At 33.0% G+C, this 16,186-nt stretch carries 17 protein-coding genes; 10 read left to right on the top strand and 7 right to left on the bottom strand.

Going from position 1 to position 16,186, the window contains the following annotated elements:
• The first annotated feature begins 29 nt into the window (after positions 1–29).
• The 3 genes from AC1EUU_RS02910 (at position 30) to AC1EUU_RS02900 (ending at position 4,118) form a co-directional block, all read left to right on the top strand.
• On the top strand, positions 30–1,511 hold the full coding sequence (locus tag AC1EUU_RS02910) for a helix-turn-helix domain-containing protein (RefSeq protein ID WP_480199878.1): 1,482 nt from the start codon (positions 30–32) through the stop codon (positions 1,509–1,511).
• A gap of 76 nt (positions 1,512–1,587) precedes the next feature.
• Positions 1,588–3,231 (top strand): acyl-CoA carboxylase subunit beta, encoded by a 1,644-nt coding sequence (locus tag AC1EUU_RS02905; protein WP_480199877.1) that lies wholly within the window; start codon positions 1,588–1,590, stop codon positions 3,229–3,231.
• 2 nt (positions 3,232–3,233) lie between these two features.
• A complete protein-coding gene (locus tag AC1EUU_RS02900) occupies positions 3,234–4,118 on the top strand; it encodes a hypothetical protein (RefSeq protein WP_480199876.1) in 885 nt (294 codons plus the stop codon).
• Here AC1EUU_RS02900 and AC1EUU_RS02895 read toward each other — a convergent pair.
• The gene (locus AC1EUU_RS02895; RefSeq protein WP_480199875.1) at positions 4,111–6,267 is read right to left on the bottom strand and encodes a TonB-dependent receptor plug domain-containing protein; all 2,157 of its coding nucleotides are present in this window, start codon (positions 6,265–6,267) and stop codon (positions 4,111–4,113) included. The two genes, AC1EUU_RS02900 and AC1EUU_RS02895, sit on opposite strands and share 8 nt — an antisense overlap.
• A 71-nt stretch (positions 6,268–6,338) precedes the next feature.
• Here AC1EUU_RS02895 and AC1EUU_RS02890 point away from each other — a divergent pair, with 71 nt between their 5' ends.
• Genes AC1EUU_RS02890 through AC1EUU_RS02870 form a run of 5 tightly spaced genes read left to right on the top strand, consistent with a single transcriptional unit; the run spans position 6,339 to position 9,274 of the window.
• Positions 6,339–7,058, top strand: coding sequence for a YebC/PmpR family DNA-binding transcriptional regulator (locus tag AC1EUU_RS02890; RefSeq protein ID WP_480199874.1), 720 nt, complete (start codon positions 6,339–6,341; stop codon positions 7,056–7,058).
• A 4-nt stretch (positions 7,059–7,062) separates the two neighbouring features.
• Positions 7,063–7,470: a tRNA (adenosine(37)-N6)-threonylcarbamoyltransferase complex ATPase subunit type 1 TsaE gene (tsaE, locus tag AC1EUU_RS02885; protein ID WP_480199873.1), complete on the top strand. Its 408-nt coding sequence runs from the start codon at positions 7,063–7,065 to the stop codon at positions 7,468–7,470.
• A gap of 6 nt (positions 7,471–7,476) precedes the next feature.
• A complete protein-coding gene (locus AC1EUU_RS02880) occupies positions 7,477–8,679 on the top strand; it encodes an alanine dehydrogenase (RefSeq protein WP_480199872.1) in 1,203 nt (400 codons plus the stop codon).
• Positions 8,679–9,065 carry a hypothetical protein gene (locus AC1EUU_RS02875; protein ID WP_480199871.1) on the top strand — a complete coding sequence of 129 codons (387 nt, stop codon included), beginning with the start codon at positions 8,679–8,681 and terminating at the stop codon, positions 9,063–9,065. The genes AC1EUU_RS02880 and AC1EUU_RS02875 overlap by 1 nt, the downstream gene beginning before the upstream one ends.
• Complete coding sequence (locus tag AC1EUU_RS02870; RefSeq protein ID WP_480199870.1) at positions 9,062–9,274, top strand: RNA-binding S4 domain-containing protein; 213 nt, start codon at positions 9,062–9,064, stop codon at positions 9,272–9,274. Before AC1EUU_RS02875 ends, AC1EUU_RS02870 begins: the two co-directional genes overlap by 4 nt.
• Positions 9,275–9,277: 3 nt before the next feature.
• On the opposite strand, the gene AC1EUU_RS02865 is transcribed toward AC1EUU_RS02870, so the two are convergent.
• From AC1EUU_RS02865 to AC1EUU_RS02845, 5 genes are all read right to left on the bottom strand, one after another.
• Positions 9,278–9,712 (bottom strand): cold-shock protein, encoded by a 435-nt coding sequence (locus AC1EUU_RS02865; protein ID WP_480199869.1) that lies wholly within the window; start codon positions 9,710–9,712, stop codon positions 9,278–9,280.
• A 224-nt stretch (positions 9,713–9,936) separates the two neighbouring features.
• Positions 9,937–10,350 carry a VOC family protein gene (locus AC1EUU_RS02860; protein ID WP_480199868.1) on the bottom strand — a complete coding sequence of 138 codons (414 nt, stop codon included), beginning with the start codon at positions 10,348–10,350 and terminating at the stop codon, positions 9,937–9,939.
• Positions 10,351–10,417: 67 nt separating this feature from the next.
• On the bottom strand, positions 10,418–12,028 hold the full coding sequence (locus AC1EUU_RS02855; protein WP_480199867.1) for a DUF1501 domain-containing protein: 1,611 nt from the start codon (positions 12,026–12,028) through the stop codon (positions 10,418–10,420).
• A 6-nt stretch (positions 12,029–12,034) separates the two neighbouring features.
• Complete coding sequence (locus AC1EUU_RS02850; protein ID WP_480199866.1) at positions 12,035–13,525, bottom strand: DUF1800 domain-containing protein; 1,491 nt, start codon at positions 13,523–13,525, stop codon at positions 12,035–12,037.
• 97 nt (positions 13,526–13,622) lie between these two features.
• Positions 13,623–14,300 carry a TrmH family RNA methyltransferase gene (locus tag AC1EUU_RS02845; RefSeq protein ID WP_480199865.1) on the bottom strand — a complete coding sequence of 226 codons (678 nt, stop codon included), beginning with the start codon at positions 14,298–14,300 and terminating at the stop codon, positions 13,623–13,625.
• Between the two features lie 85 nt (positions 14,301–14,385).
• Between AC1EUU_RS02845 and AC1EUU_RS02840 the strand changes: the two genes are divergently transcribed.
• Positions 14,386–15,072, top strand: a complete 687-nt coding sequence (locus AC1EUU_RS02840; RefSeq protein ID WP_480199864.1) for an SIR2 family NAD-dependent protein deacylase — start codon at positions 14,386–14,388, stop codon at positions 15,070–15,072.
• Positions 15,065–15,649, top strand: coding sequence for a hypothetical protein (locus AC1EUU_RS02835; protein WP_480199863.1), 585 nt, complete (start codon positions 15,065–15,067; stop codon positions 15,647–15,649). Before AC1EUU_RS02840 ends, AC1EUU_RS02835 begins: the two co-directional genes overlap by 8 nt.
• Here AC1EUU_RS02835 and AC1EUU_RS02830 read toward each other — a convergent pair.
• Complete coding sequence (locus AC1EUU_RS02830) at positions 15,636–16,112, bottom strand: DUF6495 family protein (RefSeq protein ID WP_480199862.1); 477 nt, start codon at positions 16,110–16,112, stop codon at positions 15,636–15,638. The genes AC1EUU_RS02835 and AC1EUU_RS02830 overlap by 14 nt on opposite strands.
• Between the last annotated feature and the right edge of the window lie 74 nt (positions 16,113–16,186).

The raw sequence follows: 16,186 nt of genomic DNA, 5'->3' as shown, positions 1-16,186 counted from the left end.
TATTTTCGCAAACATAAATATTAAAGTAAATGGCGGTAGAAGAAGAGTATATTCGACTAATTTTCGGACTGAAAGTCAAGCAGATAAGAACTGAAAAGGATCTTTCGTTGTTTGGTCTTTCTAAATTAACAGGCCTTTCAAAATCTTATCTTAACGAAATTGAAAAAGGAAAAAAATACCCTAAAACTGATAAAATTGTGGTTCTATCTGAAGCATTGGAGGTTCCATATGACCATATGGTATCTTTAAAACTGGATAAAAATCTGGCTCCAATTGGTGAAATTTTACAATCGAAAATTTTAAAAGAAATACCCCTAGAAGTTTTTGGTATTAAAGAAAGTAACTTGATAGATATTATAGCGAATGCACCTGTAAAAGTAAATGCATTTATTAGCACCTTAATAAAGATAGCACAACATTATAGTGTTTCAAGAGAGAGCTTCTTTTTGGCGGCACTTCGCTCCTATCAGGAAGCACAGAATAATTATTTTGAAGAAATTGAAAACTCGGTTGAAACATTCGCTAAAGCATATCATATTGACCTTACTACACAGGTAACTACCCAAGAGTTAGAAGAAATTCTTACCGAAGAATACAATTATAGCATTGATAATAAAGAGCTCTCAAAGCATGATAATCTTGAGGAATTAAGGTCAATCTTTATCCCTAAAAAGAAAACATTACTTATAAGCAAAAAGATAGACGAATCTCAAAAACGATTTATTTATGCAAAGGAAATTGCATATAATTATATGGAAACCAATGACAGGTTATATACATTCCCTTGGATTAAATTTGACGGGTTTGATCAGGTTTTAAACAATTTTCTGGCTTCTTACTTCGCAGGCGCCTTATTAATACCTAAAGATCGCCTAATAAAAGAATTGAAAGAGTTCTTTCAGAAAGATACATTTAGCAAAGACTCTTTTACTAAGTTAATGCTGAAATTCACAAATTCTCCTGAAACATTCTATCAACGACTAACCAATATTCTACCTAGGCATTTTCATTTTAAAAATCTATTCTTTTTGCGTTTTACCCACAAAGTTGGCCAAAATACCTATAGACTTAATAAAGAGCTACATATTACACAGCAACAAGCCCCCCATGCTAATGAATTACAAGAACACTATTGTAGGAGATGGGTGTCGTTAAGAACCTTAAATGTTCTTGAAAATGAAAACGATCAAAGTCATGTATTTGATGTGCAAATTTCTGATTACCCTCAAAATAACACGCAGTATTTGGTTTTTTCATCGGCTACAACAGATCCGTTTAAAAAAGATATTAATAGAAGCGTTTCACTTGGAATGCTTATTTCTCCTCATTTAAAAAAACATATTAAGTTTTTAAATGATTCTTCTATAACAACAAAAAAAGTCGGCGTCACTTGTGAAACCTGTGCTATTAAGGATTGCAACGAAAGAGCAAATGATGCTTATAAGCTTGATAAGCGTAAAAGACATAAAGAAATAGAGCAGAAAGTTGAAGAAATTATTGAGAAGTTTTAATCTTTCATGCTAAATTATCTCAATTTGGTTTCTACAATTTTGTATTTTAGCGCAAGTCATAAACAGTACAAATTTAATGGATATCAACTTCAACAAAAACGAAGATCATAATAAATTATTAGTTTCTGAATTACGTAAGCGTCTTGCAAAAGTTAAGCTCGGTGGTGGGCAAAAACGCATCGATAAGCATCATGAAAAAGGGAAGCTTACGGCAAGGGAGCGTATTGATTTTTTACTAGACTCCAAAAAGCCAGCAATAGAAATTGGTGCGTTTGCCGGAGAAGAAATGTATAAAGAACATGGTGGTTGCCCTTCTGGAGGTGTTGTTGTAAAGATAGGCTATGTTCAAGGTAAACAATGTATCGTTGTTGCTAATGATGCTACTGTTAAAGCGGGCGCTTGGTTTCCAATTACTGGAAAAAAGAATTTAAGAGCCCAAGAGATTGCTATTGAAAATCGGTTACCAATTATTTATTTAGTAGATTCTGCTGGCGTGTATTTACCAATGCAAGATGAAATTTTTCCAGATAAAGAACACTTTGGGCGCATTTTTAAAAATAATGCAGTAATGAGCAGTATGGGTATTACTCAAATTGCTGCGGTAATGGGGAGTTGCGTTGCTGGTGGTGCCTATTTACCAATTATGAGCGACGAAGCATTAATTGTAGATAAAACAGGTAGTATATTTTTGGCTGGAAGTTATTTGGTTAAAGCGGCTATTGGAGAATCTATAGATAATGAAACTCTTGGAGGCGCAACAACACATTGTGAAGTTTCTGGGGTAACAGATTATAAGGCTAAAGACGATAAAGATGCATTAACAACCATTAAAAATATAATGGGTAAGATTGGCTCCTTTGAAAAGGCGGGATATAATCGAGTTGACTCCATAAAGCCCAAAGAAGAAGAACGAGATATCTATGGCATATTACCTAGATCTAGAGCAGGTCAATATGATATGTATGAAATTATAAAGCGTTTAGTTGATAATTCAGAATTTGACGAATATAAAGCTGGTTATGGGCAAACAATTATAACAGCTTATGCTCGTATAGATGGTTGGGCGGTTGGTATCATAGCAAATCAACGTAAAATTGTAAAAACCACTAAGGCTAAAACGAAACCAAGTGAAATGCAATTTGGTGGTGTTATCTATTCTGACAGTGCTGATAAAGCAACTCGATTTATAGCTAATTGTAATCAAAAAAAGATTCCGTTAGTATTCTTACAAGACGTTACTGGTTTTATGGTTGGTAGCAAATCAGAACATGGTGGTATTATTAAAGATGGTGCAAAAATGGTAAATGCGGTAAGTAATTCTGTGGTTCCTAAATTTACCATTGTAATAGGAAATTCATATGGTGCAGGTAATTACGCAATGTGTGGTAAAGCCTACGATCCAAGACTAATTGTTGCATGGCCAAGTGCAGAACTCGCCGTAATGAGTGGGAATTCTGCCGCTAAAGTACTTTTACAAATAGAAACTGCTGCCTTAAAGAAAAAAGGTGAAGAAATCACGAAAGAAAAAGAAGAAGAACTTTTTAATAAGATAAAGTCGCGATATGATACTCAAGTATCTCCATATTATGCTGCAGCGCGTATTTGGACAGATGCTGTTATTGATCCCTTAGAAACGAGAACATGGATCTCAATGGGTATAGAAGCTGCTGATCATGCTCCGATTAAGAAACCTTTTAATTTAGGGGTACTCCAGGTATAAATATGAAGAAGATTATTTTTTTCTTTTTGATATCTTTCGTAACATTTACCTACGCACAAAAATCAAAAAAAGATTCACTTAAACCGAGGCATTATGTTACACTCAAGTCATATAAGAAGTTATATGGTAAAAGTTTAACAAAAAAAGACTCCTTAAACTTTATCATAAAAGGAAATGATACCTTAGTTGCAACGCAAGCTAAAAAGCACAAAAGAAAATCGGTTCCATATGAACCAAAAGATTCTTCATTTTTAGAGATCTATAAGGATATTGTCTATAGAAAATACTCCAATATTGATACCATTCAAAAGAGAAAAATGTACATGAGGCTATGGAATCAGCCTATTAAAATATTTTTTAGTAAATCAGTAGACGAGCGTTATAAAAGAATGATTGTAAGATTGTCTGCAACGTTAACCAAAGAAGTAGATTCTCTCAATATTTCAATTGTAAGTGATATTGAAAAATCTAATTACATCGTCTACCAGATAGACGATAAGCACACTTACAAATATTCTAATAATATTAGAAATAATAAGTATATAGGTTACTATAATTTCTGGAGAAAAAGTAGGATTTATGACACGAAGTTTGAAATAAATGTTACTAAATTTAAGAACAAACAATCAAATACGAACCATATTATTCAGAACTTCTTGAAATCAATCGGTCATTTTAATAGCACTTCTATGGTGCCCTGCAAAAGTATTTTTTCAACCTGTAGCAGTAATAAAAAAAGGTTTAGAAAAGAAGATCTAGAAATTATAAAATATCATTATTCTTATGGTATATGCAAATTTACTGACTTAGAAATGTTTGAAAAAACGCATATGATGGCGAAGGAAGAATTCGAACGCACAGGTAGATACCCAAGAATTCTTAATTGATTAAGAACTTTAAAACATTTTCATTTTCTCCAGATTTATCAGACGTAAAAAGGAATTCCTTCTTTGTTTGGCTTGCTCTACCAAAATCAGTGTATAGCTCGATTTTATAATAGTTAGGAATCATCGCAGTACTGTTTAAATCTTTAATATTCATAATCCACTCCCCTTTTAGTTCTTTTATATCACCATCAATGTGAAACTCTTCCGTAAAATACCCTTTGGTCAATTCATCTTTTAATCTTGAACTATTTGAGCTATTTGTATGATTCCATGTAATATATCTTTTTAAGGGATTTACAAATTGAACTACAAATTCTGCACTGGGATTATTCCATTGCACAACCAAACGTGCATCATATTGTGTATTATGTAAATATTTCGGTGGCATCCCAACAACACCAATCTCTTTTTTGTGTTTTCTAATTAGATTTCTAAAATCATTATCTATAGTTTTTGATAATCCAGATACATCAATTTTAGCTGTTATTTCAGCGCTTGTAATTTCCTTGAATCGGTTTAATGATTTCTCAGATTCTTTAAGATTTGCAAGTGCATTTGCAACATCTAAATAAGATTGAGCGTAGGTAGGATTTTGTTCTAATATTTTTTTATAGATACCAAGTGCTAAATCATATTCTTTGTCAAAATCATATTTAAAAGCTAACAACTTCAATACACTTAGGTTATTTGAAAATAGCTCTAGTAAATTAGATAGAATTTTTTTAGCAACAGGTTTATTTGTTTTTTTAAAAAAATCGTAGACGTTTAAAAAATACTCCGGTGAATTTAAATATTGAAGTCTTTGAACTAAATAATGGTGATAGGCTTTTTTTACAGTTTTAAACTTACTAAGTTCTTTAATATACGGAATAGCTCTTTTTTCTTTATCATACTTAATGGTTTCATCAGTATAAATATTATTGTTCAATATTTTTAAGCTCTTATTTGTATCACCAATCTTAACACCCGCTCCTTTTGTTGTAATTAATATCACACCGTTATTTCCAAGTGAACCATATCTATTTGTCGCTGCAAGTCCTTTTAAGATGGTTACACTCTCAATATTATTCGGATCTAAATAACTAGTTCCTTGAACTGAGTTTAGACCTCCTGTAGCGTTTGTGCGTTGTGGAGCATCATCTAGCAGTCCTACAGAACCAGAGGAAGATCTTGGCATTGGCACTCCATCAATTACAATTAATCCATAATTATTCGATAGAATTGAATTGGAACCACCTCTAATTACAATTTGACTCAAATCTTGATTTTGTCCGTAACTAGCCCCAGAGAATTTTCCTTGCACAGCTTGAGAAACATTAGAGACTGATGGTGAAATGTCTTCACTGGTGATCGATTGTACGGCATATCCAACAGCATTTTTATTTCTTTTTCCTGTCGCCGTATTTACTACTTCGTCTTCAAAAGAACCTTTTGTCTTCACAACTACCTCATCTAAGGATTCTATTTTACTAAAAAAGGTAACTAAAATAGTATCGTTTTTTTCAATTACATATGTAATCGTATCATAATCTTCAAACTCGAATAAAAGAGTGTCTTTTTGTTTCGCCTTTATTTTAAAATTCCCTTGGCTATCTGTTATCACAGATTCATCACTTCCTTTTACCGAAACCTTTACATTTCTTAATGGAACATTATCATTATAAACAAAACCAGAAATTATATTTTCTTCTACTGCTTTGACTTTGGTATTATTCTCTATAATGGAATTGATGTAAAAATCATTAGAACCAAGTAATTCTGGTGATGCACTGCAATTATTTAAGCCATCAGTGAAAAATAGCGTTTCGCTTCTTTTAGTAAAAAAAGAGGATAGTATTTCAAAATTTGTAGAGCCATCATAAGTTATATTTAACAGATAATCTCTCAGGTTTTTCCAGTTACCATTACTAATTGCAAACCCTTTTTCTTCAATTATTTCATTGCTAAAAACGATGACTTTCAAGCGTATTTCTGGAAACTCTTTAAAATAATTAGTCAAAAAAGAAAAATCTCTTTGTACATCTCTATTTACCATAGATAATGATGCATCCCATAAAACTGCAGTTGCTTTTTCCCTTTTTATTGATTGCTGGGCAAAGCATATATCAAATAAAAAAATAAGCATGAAAGGTATTAGAAGATTTTTCATAAAATAGAATCTATAATTTACTTAAATTTATCGCCAATTTTTAATAAATACAAATTTTTTAAAATCAATTAATGGGAAGAGCATTTGAATTTAGAAAAGCACGTAAAATGAAACGGTGGTCAGCAATGGCCAAAACATTTACTCGTATTGGTAAAGATATTGTAATGGCTGTAAAAGAAGGCGGGCCAAATCCTGAAACAAATTCACGTTTAAGGGTGATTGTTCAAAACGCAAAGTCTGCCAATATGCCTAAAGACAATATTGAACGTGCTATCAAGAAAGCTTCTGATAAAAATACAGAAAACTATAAAGAAGTATTGTTTGAAGGTTATGCGCCGCATGGTGTGGCCGTGCTTGTAGAGACTGCCACCGATAATAACAACAGAACGGTTGCTAATGTAAGAGCAGCTTTTAATAAATGTGAAGGCAATTTAGGCACATCTGGATCTGTAGTTTTTATGTTTGATCACACCTGTAACTTTAGAATTAAAGAAGATAGTTTACAAATAGACTTAGAGGAGTTTGAGTTAGAAATGATCGATTTTGAAGTTGAGGAAGTATTTAAAGACGAAGATGGTATATTAATCTATGCTCCTTTTGAGCAATTTGGAGCCATTCAGAGCTATTTAGAGGAAAATAATATTGAAATTTTATCATCTGAATTTGAAAGAATTCCAACTACTACAAAAAAATTATCTGAAGAAGAACAGGCAGATGTAGAAAAACTATTAGAAAAGCTTGAAGGTGACGACGATGTTCAAAATGTGTATCACTCCATGGAAATGAATTAAAGAAATGAATCAATCATATACCATTGAGAAGTTACCAGATATTGTTGAAAAGCTAATTAAGCAGGTTTCAGATAAAACCCTACTATTTTACGGAGAAATAGGTGTAGGCAAAACTACTCTTATTAAAGAACTTGTTAAGCAGTTGGGTTCACAAGACATTGTTTCTTCGCCTACATTTTCTTTGGTAAATGAATACCATTCAGAAAATGGAGAGCTCATTTTTCATTTTGATTTTTATCGCATCAATGATGAAGAAGAAGCATTAGACATTGGTATAGAAGACTATTTCTATAATAATAGTTGGTGTTTGATAGAGTGGCCCGATAATATTAAAAATTTACTACCTTTAAATGCTGTTGCCATTTATTTAACCAAAAATGAAAATGGTACACGCACAATTACCATCAAATAACCAACTATGAGTAAAAAACAATTTTCGCCTTTTAGCAAAGAAGAATTAATGCCAAAACCAGAAATGCTAGAGATAAAAAAACAAAAAGGTGAATTGTTTATCGGTATTCCTAAAGAAACACATTTACAGGAAAAAAGAATCTGTCTAACGCCAGATGCCGTGGCTGCATTAACAAATCACGGGCATAGAATCGTAGTAGAATCTGGTGCAGGTGAAGGTACTAATTATTCTGATAATGAGTACTCTGAAGCAGGCGCTAAGATTTCTTATAGCACTGAAGAAGTTTTTGGATGCAACATCATTTTAAAAGTTGAACCACCTTCATTAAAGGAAATTGAATACATGAACCCACAAAGTGTGTTATTCTCTGCCTTACAACTTAAAACACAAAATAAAAAATACTTTGAAGCACTTGCTAAAAAGCGTATCACTGCAATTGCTTTTGACTTTATAACAGACGAACATGGAGTATACCCAGTTGTAAAATCATTAAGTGAAATTGCAGGGATTTCTTCTGTACTTATTGCTGCAGAATTAATGAATAATACTAATGAGGGCAATGGATTATTATTCGGCAACATAGGAGGCGTTCCTCCTTCAGATGTTGTGATATTAGGTGCTGGTACCGTGGGTGAATTCGCTGCACGTTCGGCCATGGGCTTAGGTGCACGCGTTAAAGTATTTGATAATTCAATTACCAAACTAAGACGTTTACAAGAAAGTTTACATCATCCGGTTTATACATCGACTGTGCAGCCAAAAACATTACAGAAAGCACTAATGCGATGCGATGTAGCCATAGGAGCCGTTAGAGGAAAAACCCGTACTCCTGTTCTTGTAAGTGAAGATATGGTAGAACAAATGAAAGATGGAGCTATAGTTGTTGATGTAAGTATTGATAGTGGTGGTTGTTTTGAAACCTCTGAAATTACTACACACGACAATCCAACATTTACCAAACATGGTGTCATCCATTATTGTGTGCCAAATATTCCATCAAGATATGCTAGAACTGCCTCATTATCAATTAGTAATATCTTTACTCCTTACTTACTCCATATTGCCGAAGAAGGAGGTATAGAAAATGCTGCAAGATTCGATAAAAGTCTCAGAAAAGGAATGTATTTTTACCACGGAATTTTAACCAATCGTGCCGTGGCAGATTGGTTTAGCTTACCGTATAGAGATATTAATTTACTGATTATTTAATGGACTTAAAACGTCGTTTTGCCTTTTTCGGGTTTGGATTTATTTTAGGAATAATTGCATTACTATTTTTCTTAAATGGAAAAGATGCTTCATGTAACTATTTTCCTAATGCAAGAATGCTGGAAATCTTACGTAATAAAGAAAGAGCTTATACCGCTGAAGTTCAGCAATTAATGAATAATAAAAAAATAGATTCTACCGAAATCGCTTTATTTTTAAGCCATGGTGATATTGATTTTTCTAAAAGTAAGCCTCGCCAAGAACCCTGCCGTTATTACTGGATCGACGGATTTATAAAGGAAAGAGTTTCTTCAATTTACGTTGAAAATTGTGATTCTTTGGTTACAGTTCAGAAAATTTATTTTGATCAAAATAAACACGAATGAAAGCATTTCAACTTAAAGATGACCAAGAGTTCATACAGTTAAATAACCTTCTTAAAGTATTACAACTTGCACAAACAGGTGGTCATGCAAAAATTTTGATCCAAAATGAAGAAGTGAAAGTAAATGGACAAATAGAAATAAGGGTTAGAAAAAAATTAAGAAAAGGAGATCAAATTGAAGTCGATAGCCAACTAATTGAAATCTGTTAAATTCTACTTCTTTTTAACACGAACGGCATTCATTCCTCTTGCGCCCTTTTCTAACTCAAAAGTAACCTTGTCATTTTCTGCGATGGTATCAATTAATCCGCTAACGTGCGTAAAATACTTTTCGTTATTCTCGGTATCTGTTATAAAACCAAAGCCTTTTGAAGAATCAAAAAAAGCAACTTTGCCATTTCGCACAGGATCTTCTTCTATTTCTTCCTTTTTGTAATCTAGGTCAATCGTCTCGGCATCAATTTTAACTTTCATAGAAGGATCTGGTGGAGTATCTGTTAGATTTCCATTATGATCTACATAGGCAAACGGAATTCCTCCTCCTTTTTCCGCTTTTCTAGCTTCTTTTTTCTTTGCTTTTTCTTCTCTCTTTTTTAAACGTTTCTTTTCTTTTTCTTTCTTATTAAAAGTTTGTTGTGATCTACCCATTTGTTATTTTAAAAGTTTATAATATAGTTTAAGAGAAAATTGAGAGACTAAAGAATGTTTGAAATAAGCTGTGGCTATTTGGTTTAAAATAGTTTTCAAACAAATGAAGCAATTATTCAGATAATTCTATAAACCAAAACAAATATAAGGTTTGTAATCTTATTTCATGAGATACTTCCTTATATTTTTAATAATGATTAAAACGCCATAGGCCAATAATTCTTTTAAGAATTAGAAGTATGTTCTGCACTCACCATCCATTGAACTCCAAATTTGTCAGTCAAACTACCAAATTTTCCACCCCAAAATACTTCTTTAAAAGGCATTTCTATGACACCTCCGTCTGCTAGGCTATTAAAAATAGCAACGGCTTCATCCTCATTATCAACACTTATACTTAAATAATTATTATTTCCCTTGTTAACAGGAGCCATCATAGCATCAGAGGCCAATAACTCAATTCCATGAAATTGCATGGTAACATGCATTATTAGATTTTCGTTAGACGGGTTAGAAAACTCTGGTGGACCATCTTTGTAACGCATTAGCGTTACAAATTCACCGTCAAAAATATCCTTGTAATAGTTCATCGCTTCTTCGCAATTACCATCAAACATAAGGTAGGAGTTTAACTTCATGACAAAAAGATTAAGATTTGCCTATGAAATTACGAATTATTTTATACTAAAACTAGTTGATTATATATTAACCGCTGATAACAACTTTTTTACTATAGTTCCTATTATTCTTATTAATGTTGTAGATGTAGACTCCTGCAGTTAATTGTGGCATTTGATCTGTTATACTAATATCATGTTGACCTGGCTCTAAAACATCACTAAATAACATCCCTGTTTTTTGTCCGAGTACATTATATAATGAGATTTCATAGCTGTCTTGAAAGTTATTATTTATTCTAATTGAAACACGCTCTTCATCATAAATAGGCATATGCTCGAAACTTTCACGAATCAAATAATCATGGTTTGTAACACCACTTGAACAGTTAAATCCGAGATCAATTGGTGTATAAGGCCTTGGTATGGATTGGTTGATAATAGCAGGATCAATACATAACCACTGTTCCATCACTGTTCCATATACATTGATATAATCTTGCGTGTATTGTAAATTACCACCTCTCGTAAGGTTACTCATGCTAGGGTGATCACCAATAAAACCACTTCCGTTTAAAGAAGGGCCAAATAACAGCATTGGCGCCGCTGTACCATGATCAGTTCCATTTGATCCATTTTCACGTACTCTTCTACCAAATTCAGAAAATGTCATTGTTAATACGTCATTATCTCTACCACTTGGTTCTAAATCACGATAAAACGCCATAATTGATTGAGAAATATCCGAAAGTAATTCTTGATGCCTTTCGGGTTGATTGGCATGTGTATCAAACCCATTAAGATTTACCATATATACACAAGTACCCATACCTGCTTTGATTGTACGAGAAATAACTGCTAATGAGTTACCTAAATTTGTATCTGGAAATTCTACAGTATTAGTTTGAGAGTTATATGCGTTCTGGATTACTTCTGAATACTTTAGCGTAGCATTTAATACTCCTCGAACGAATTGCAATTGTGACCCTCGAGTACAGTCTGGAACATTAGCAACATCGAATAATTCTCCGGTAGAAGCAATTTGAAGTAACTGTCGTGTATTCGCAACGGTTAACCCATATGAACTTTGAGATCCTGTTAATATAATATCTCCAACACCACCAATCTGTAATGCAGGTGGTGCTTCAGGTAAATTCAATAAATAATCTGGATAAATGCTTTCAAAGTATCGGCCATAAACACCTGTTTCTATCAGTTCATCATCGGTTCCTCGAGACATATTATCTGTACCTGTAAAATGCGAGAGGTTTTGATTTTCATACCCTGTGCCATGTACTACTTTCATACACCCTCCTTCCCAAATAGGTTCCATCCATTCTTGTAAATAGCTTGGTACGCCAAAATCAGCTGATAATCTATAAATATCTGCCATATCATGCCTCAGCGTAGGTCTATAATTAGCATACCGATCATAATCATAAATTGGAACAATAGTATTTAAGCCATCATTACCTCCTTGTAACCGCACAAGTAACAGAATTCTACCTGATTCTGATTTTCCTAAGGCATTTGTTAAGGGTGTAGGTTGCCCGAATGCCATTGGTATACCACTCATCATTAAAGTAGCCCCTGCACCTCCCAAACCTAGTGTTTGCATAAATGAACGACGGTTCCATTTTTTATGGTCATCGGTATTACAATTTGAATGTATGTTGTATATATCTTTAGGTGAACACATAAGTCTTTATTTAAGTTGATAATCTGGTAGGGAGACTATATATTCTAGTAAATCACGAACTTCGAGAGGAACGCCTTCAAAACTTAAGGTCCATAAATTATCGTCAAAATAATTAGATGGGACTCTACTTTTAAACACATCAATGCCTGTTTGGTAGTCATCTGTGGTATATGGAATTTCCCCCATGATCGCCTCAAAAATGGTAGTAGCAACAAAATCGGCATCATTACTATTTCCTGAAACGTCAATAGCAAATTGTCTAAATTGTTCCTCGTTTTGTTGCCATGCCCAATAGATTACGTCTTTACACAGGAAACCCAGTCTAAAGGTTATTGTTCCTGAGTTGATCCAATTTCGATTACCTGGCCATCCAAAAACTGTAGGAGGGTTCAATATGTTTTGGTCAAAAACACGAGCAGCTCCATAAATAAATTCTTTATTCATTTCATAATCACCAAAATTTAACCCTGATGATGTTATAAATTGAATAATAAGATCTAATGGACTTTTAATAATTGTATTCCTTGCCTTTTCATCATAAAAATGCTCACTTTTAAAGAGCGTTCTTAATACTGGGGCAATGTCAAAATTATTGGCTATAAAAATATCGGCAAGTGGGTTTATGATGTTTTGGTGAATTTGGTCATCAACTTCCGGGCTTACAAAATTGACATACATTTTCTCGCAAATGTAACGTGCTATTAGCTGCGTTCTTTGAGCAAAAACAATGTCGATTACGTCGTCATATCCCCAATTACCAGTTTGACCAAAAAATGTTTTATCATCGGTATCAAAATTATCCGGATTAAAAAGAATTGTCGAATTTTCTCCATTTGCATAGTCATTATATCCGGTTAAAGCACGTGAAGTTTCTACAATATCATCTTCGGTATAACCATTTCCTTCTCCTAAAGTGAATAATTCATATAATTCTCGCGCATAATTCTCATTTGGGCTACCTGCTGTATTCTCAAATCCATTTAAAAATTTAAGCATTGCTCCATCTAATCCCATTTCATGTACAAAGTCTTTAAAATTACCAAGGCAATTTCTTTGTAAGGCTTGAAAATATCTAAAAGCATATCCTGCAAATTGATATTCGTGAGCAATCGTAACAAAATGATTGTGCCAGAATAATGTTAACCTGCCTCTAATACCATTATCTAATAAATCTTTTATAAATGTATATTGTGTTTCCTGAACTAGACGTTCATTTTCATCTTCGCTATACGTAAATCCATTTGCGGCATAATCTGCCGGATCCAATGGCGCCCATGCTGGCTCTAAGGTAGGCGTCAAAGCCATTGCAGCGTCAATTAATTGATCTACGTAAGCCTCTGGAGACATTAATAATGCATTCGCTACAGAAATGGCGTTTATTCCAAAACCTAAGCGATTATGTAAGTGTCGAACCTTAATAGCATCCCAAGGATTGGAAGCTGTAGGAACAAAAATGTCTAGCGGGGAGGTATTACATGATACTAAGTTAGTTGTCATATAGTTACCTGATTTGATTAAAAGATAACGAAGTTATCCATACTAATATTGTAACCGAATGTAGTTTTAAATTCTAAAGAAAATCTGAATTACACATTCAGTCGCAATTTTTCTCTGAATAAAAACGCTCAATTATCATATCAACATTATTAATAGATTTTTTACACCAGTCTAGTCTAAGTATATTTTTTTCATCTTCTGAAAGTTGCCATTTTATTTTGGAATTTCTTAAGCGAGAGGTAAGATCATTAAGAATGATAGCGGTTGCCACAGAGATATTTAAACTTTCTGTAAAACCAACCATGGGAATTTTTAAATAGCCGTCAGCTTGATTCATTATATCTTGTGAGACACCTTCCTTTTCTACTCCCATAACAAAAGCCGACTTTTTAGTAATATCAAAATCTTGTAATAAACACGAGTTATTATGTGGTGTTGTAGCAATGATCTGATACCCTTTCTCTCGTAAGGCATCTACGCAATGTTGATTATTATATTCTAATTTATTAAAATAGTGAAAATCAATCCATTTATGTGCCCCTTTCGCTACTTGGTTTGACACATAGCTCTTATATTTATTTTCTATAATGTGAACATCTTGTAAACCAAAAACGTCGCAACTTCGTACTACTGCACTAGTATTATGTTTCTGGTATATATCTTCTAAAACCACAGTGAAATGTCTTGTACGTTGATTTAAAACCTTCTCAAAGGTTTCGTTTCTCTTTTCAGTTAAAAATGACTGTAAATGACTAAGTAATTCTATATCTACCATTAATCTTTATGAATAAATAAAATGTAAATTAGCTAAAATAATTTTTAGTAAAAAAACATATTCTGATTTTCGTTTAAAAGCAAATATGAAAAAAATAGTTGTATTAACCGGCGCAGGAATGAGTGCAGAGAGTGGAATTAATACCTTTAGAGACGCTGATGGTTTATGGGAAGGGCATGACGTAATGGAAGTTGCTTCTCCTCAAGGTTTTGCTGCTAACCCTGAGTTAGTATTAGACTTCTATAATCAAAGGCGTAGACAGTTATTTCATGTAAAACCCAATAATGCTCATTTGGCTTTGGCCGATTTAGAAAATACTTATTCAATTACGATTGTTACTCAAAATGTTGATGATTTGCATGAGCGCGCGGGAAGTAATGATGTGCTGCACTTACATGGTGAATTATTAAAAGCGCGAAGTACTAAAAATGAGCATTTAGTTTTTACATGGGAAAAAGATATTGTTTTAGGTGATCTTGCCAAAGATGGAGCGCAAATGCGTCCGCACATTGTTTGGTTTGGTGAAGCAGTTCCCATGCTAGAATCAGCTATAAGGATAACTGAGCAAGCCGATATTCTAATCATTATTGGTACTTCTATGCAGGTATATCCTGCCGCCAGCTTAGTTCATTATATTCAACCAAGTACACCTATTTATTTTATTGACCCGAAACCTGCAGTATCTGAACGCGATTTCAATAACCTAACCATTATTTCTGAAAAAGCAACTAAGGGAATGGATATTTTAATTAGTAACTATTTAAATGGATAAACAACAATTCAGTACATTAATAGTTAAGGGTAAATACCGGTGGGAAAATAGAGAACTTCTAGTAAACTCAGCCATTGCCAATCGAGATCTTATGTTGGCTTTATTAGAAAATATGAATAAGGTTGATGAAAAAGATTCAGCCTATTCGGCGAGAATATTAGAGTTAGCAGTTAAGAAGGATCGGAAAATTCTCCTTCCCTATTTAAATGAGTTTTGTGATCTATTGAAATTAGTAAAATTTGATGGTTCGGTTAGGGCAAGTGCCAAGTTAATAGAAATGTTCTGCGTTGAATATTTTATAAAGTATAATCCTGTTTTTATTGAAAAATTAAATAATAAAATACTAGAATTATTTACAGAAGTCTGTTTCGATTGGATGATCACTGATAAGGCAATTGCCATTCAAGCGCACTCAATGTATTCACTCTATTTACTTGGGCATAAATTTGATTGGATTCATGCTGAGCTAGTGCAGGTTATTAATAAAAACCTACCTTATGGAAGTACTGGTTATCAAAATAGAGGAAAAAAGGTTATTAAAGCAATAGAGACAAATAGTTTGCTTAAGCTTTATTGATCAATTTATATAAGCTTTCATAAAGCTTTCCATCTGAAATAACACCTCCTTTTTCTATTAAGTCAAATAGTTCTTGATTACGCTCTTTATTATACTTCTTTTTACCTTTCATAAATTCAATGGAAGCATCGTTAGTATTATCAATAAACCATTTATAGTGTTCATTGTCGAAAAAGTCAAAGTCTGGTTTATTAACATTAACAACCAATCTAGAAATAGATTTTGTATCGCACTTAAACAGGTTAACGGTCTGTTTTGAAAAATGTTCTAAGTATTTAGTTTTTGTTAGAGCATCGTCCCAAACCAAGTCGCTAAATAGATTCAATTCTTCTTCAGCAACTTTGGGTTTATTCAATTTTATTTCACTCCATTCCTTTACATCAATTTGTTGCGTAGCTAAGAATTGTGCAAATTCTTTATTGAGTGCTTCAAACTGCTCTTTACTTAATTGTCTATACTTCATTTAATCTTTGATTAAGCGAGTGCAAAAATAAAAAAACCGCTCATTAAAAGAACGGTTTTTTAAGTATTAAATTT

This window comes from Maritimimonas sp. 2205BS37-2, from assembly GCF_056591755.1.
The sequence above is the reverse complement of the archived record's forward strand: the minus strand, read 5'-3'. Positions and strand labels throughout refer to the sequence as shown.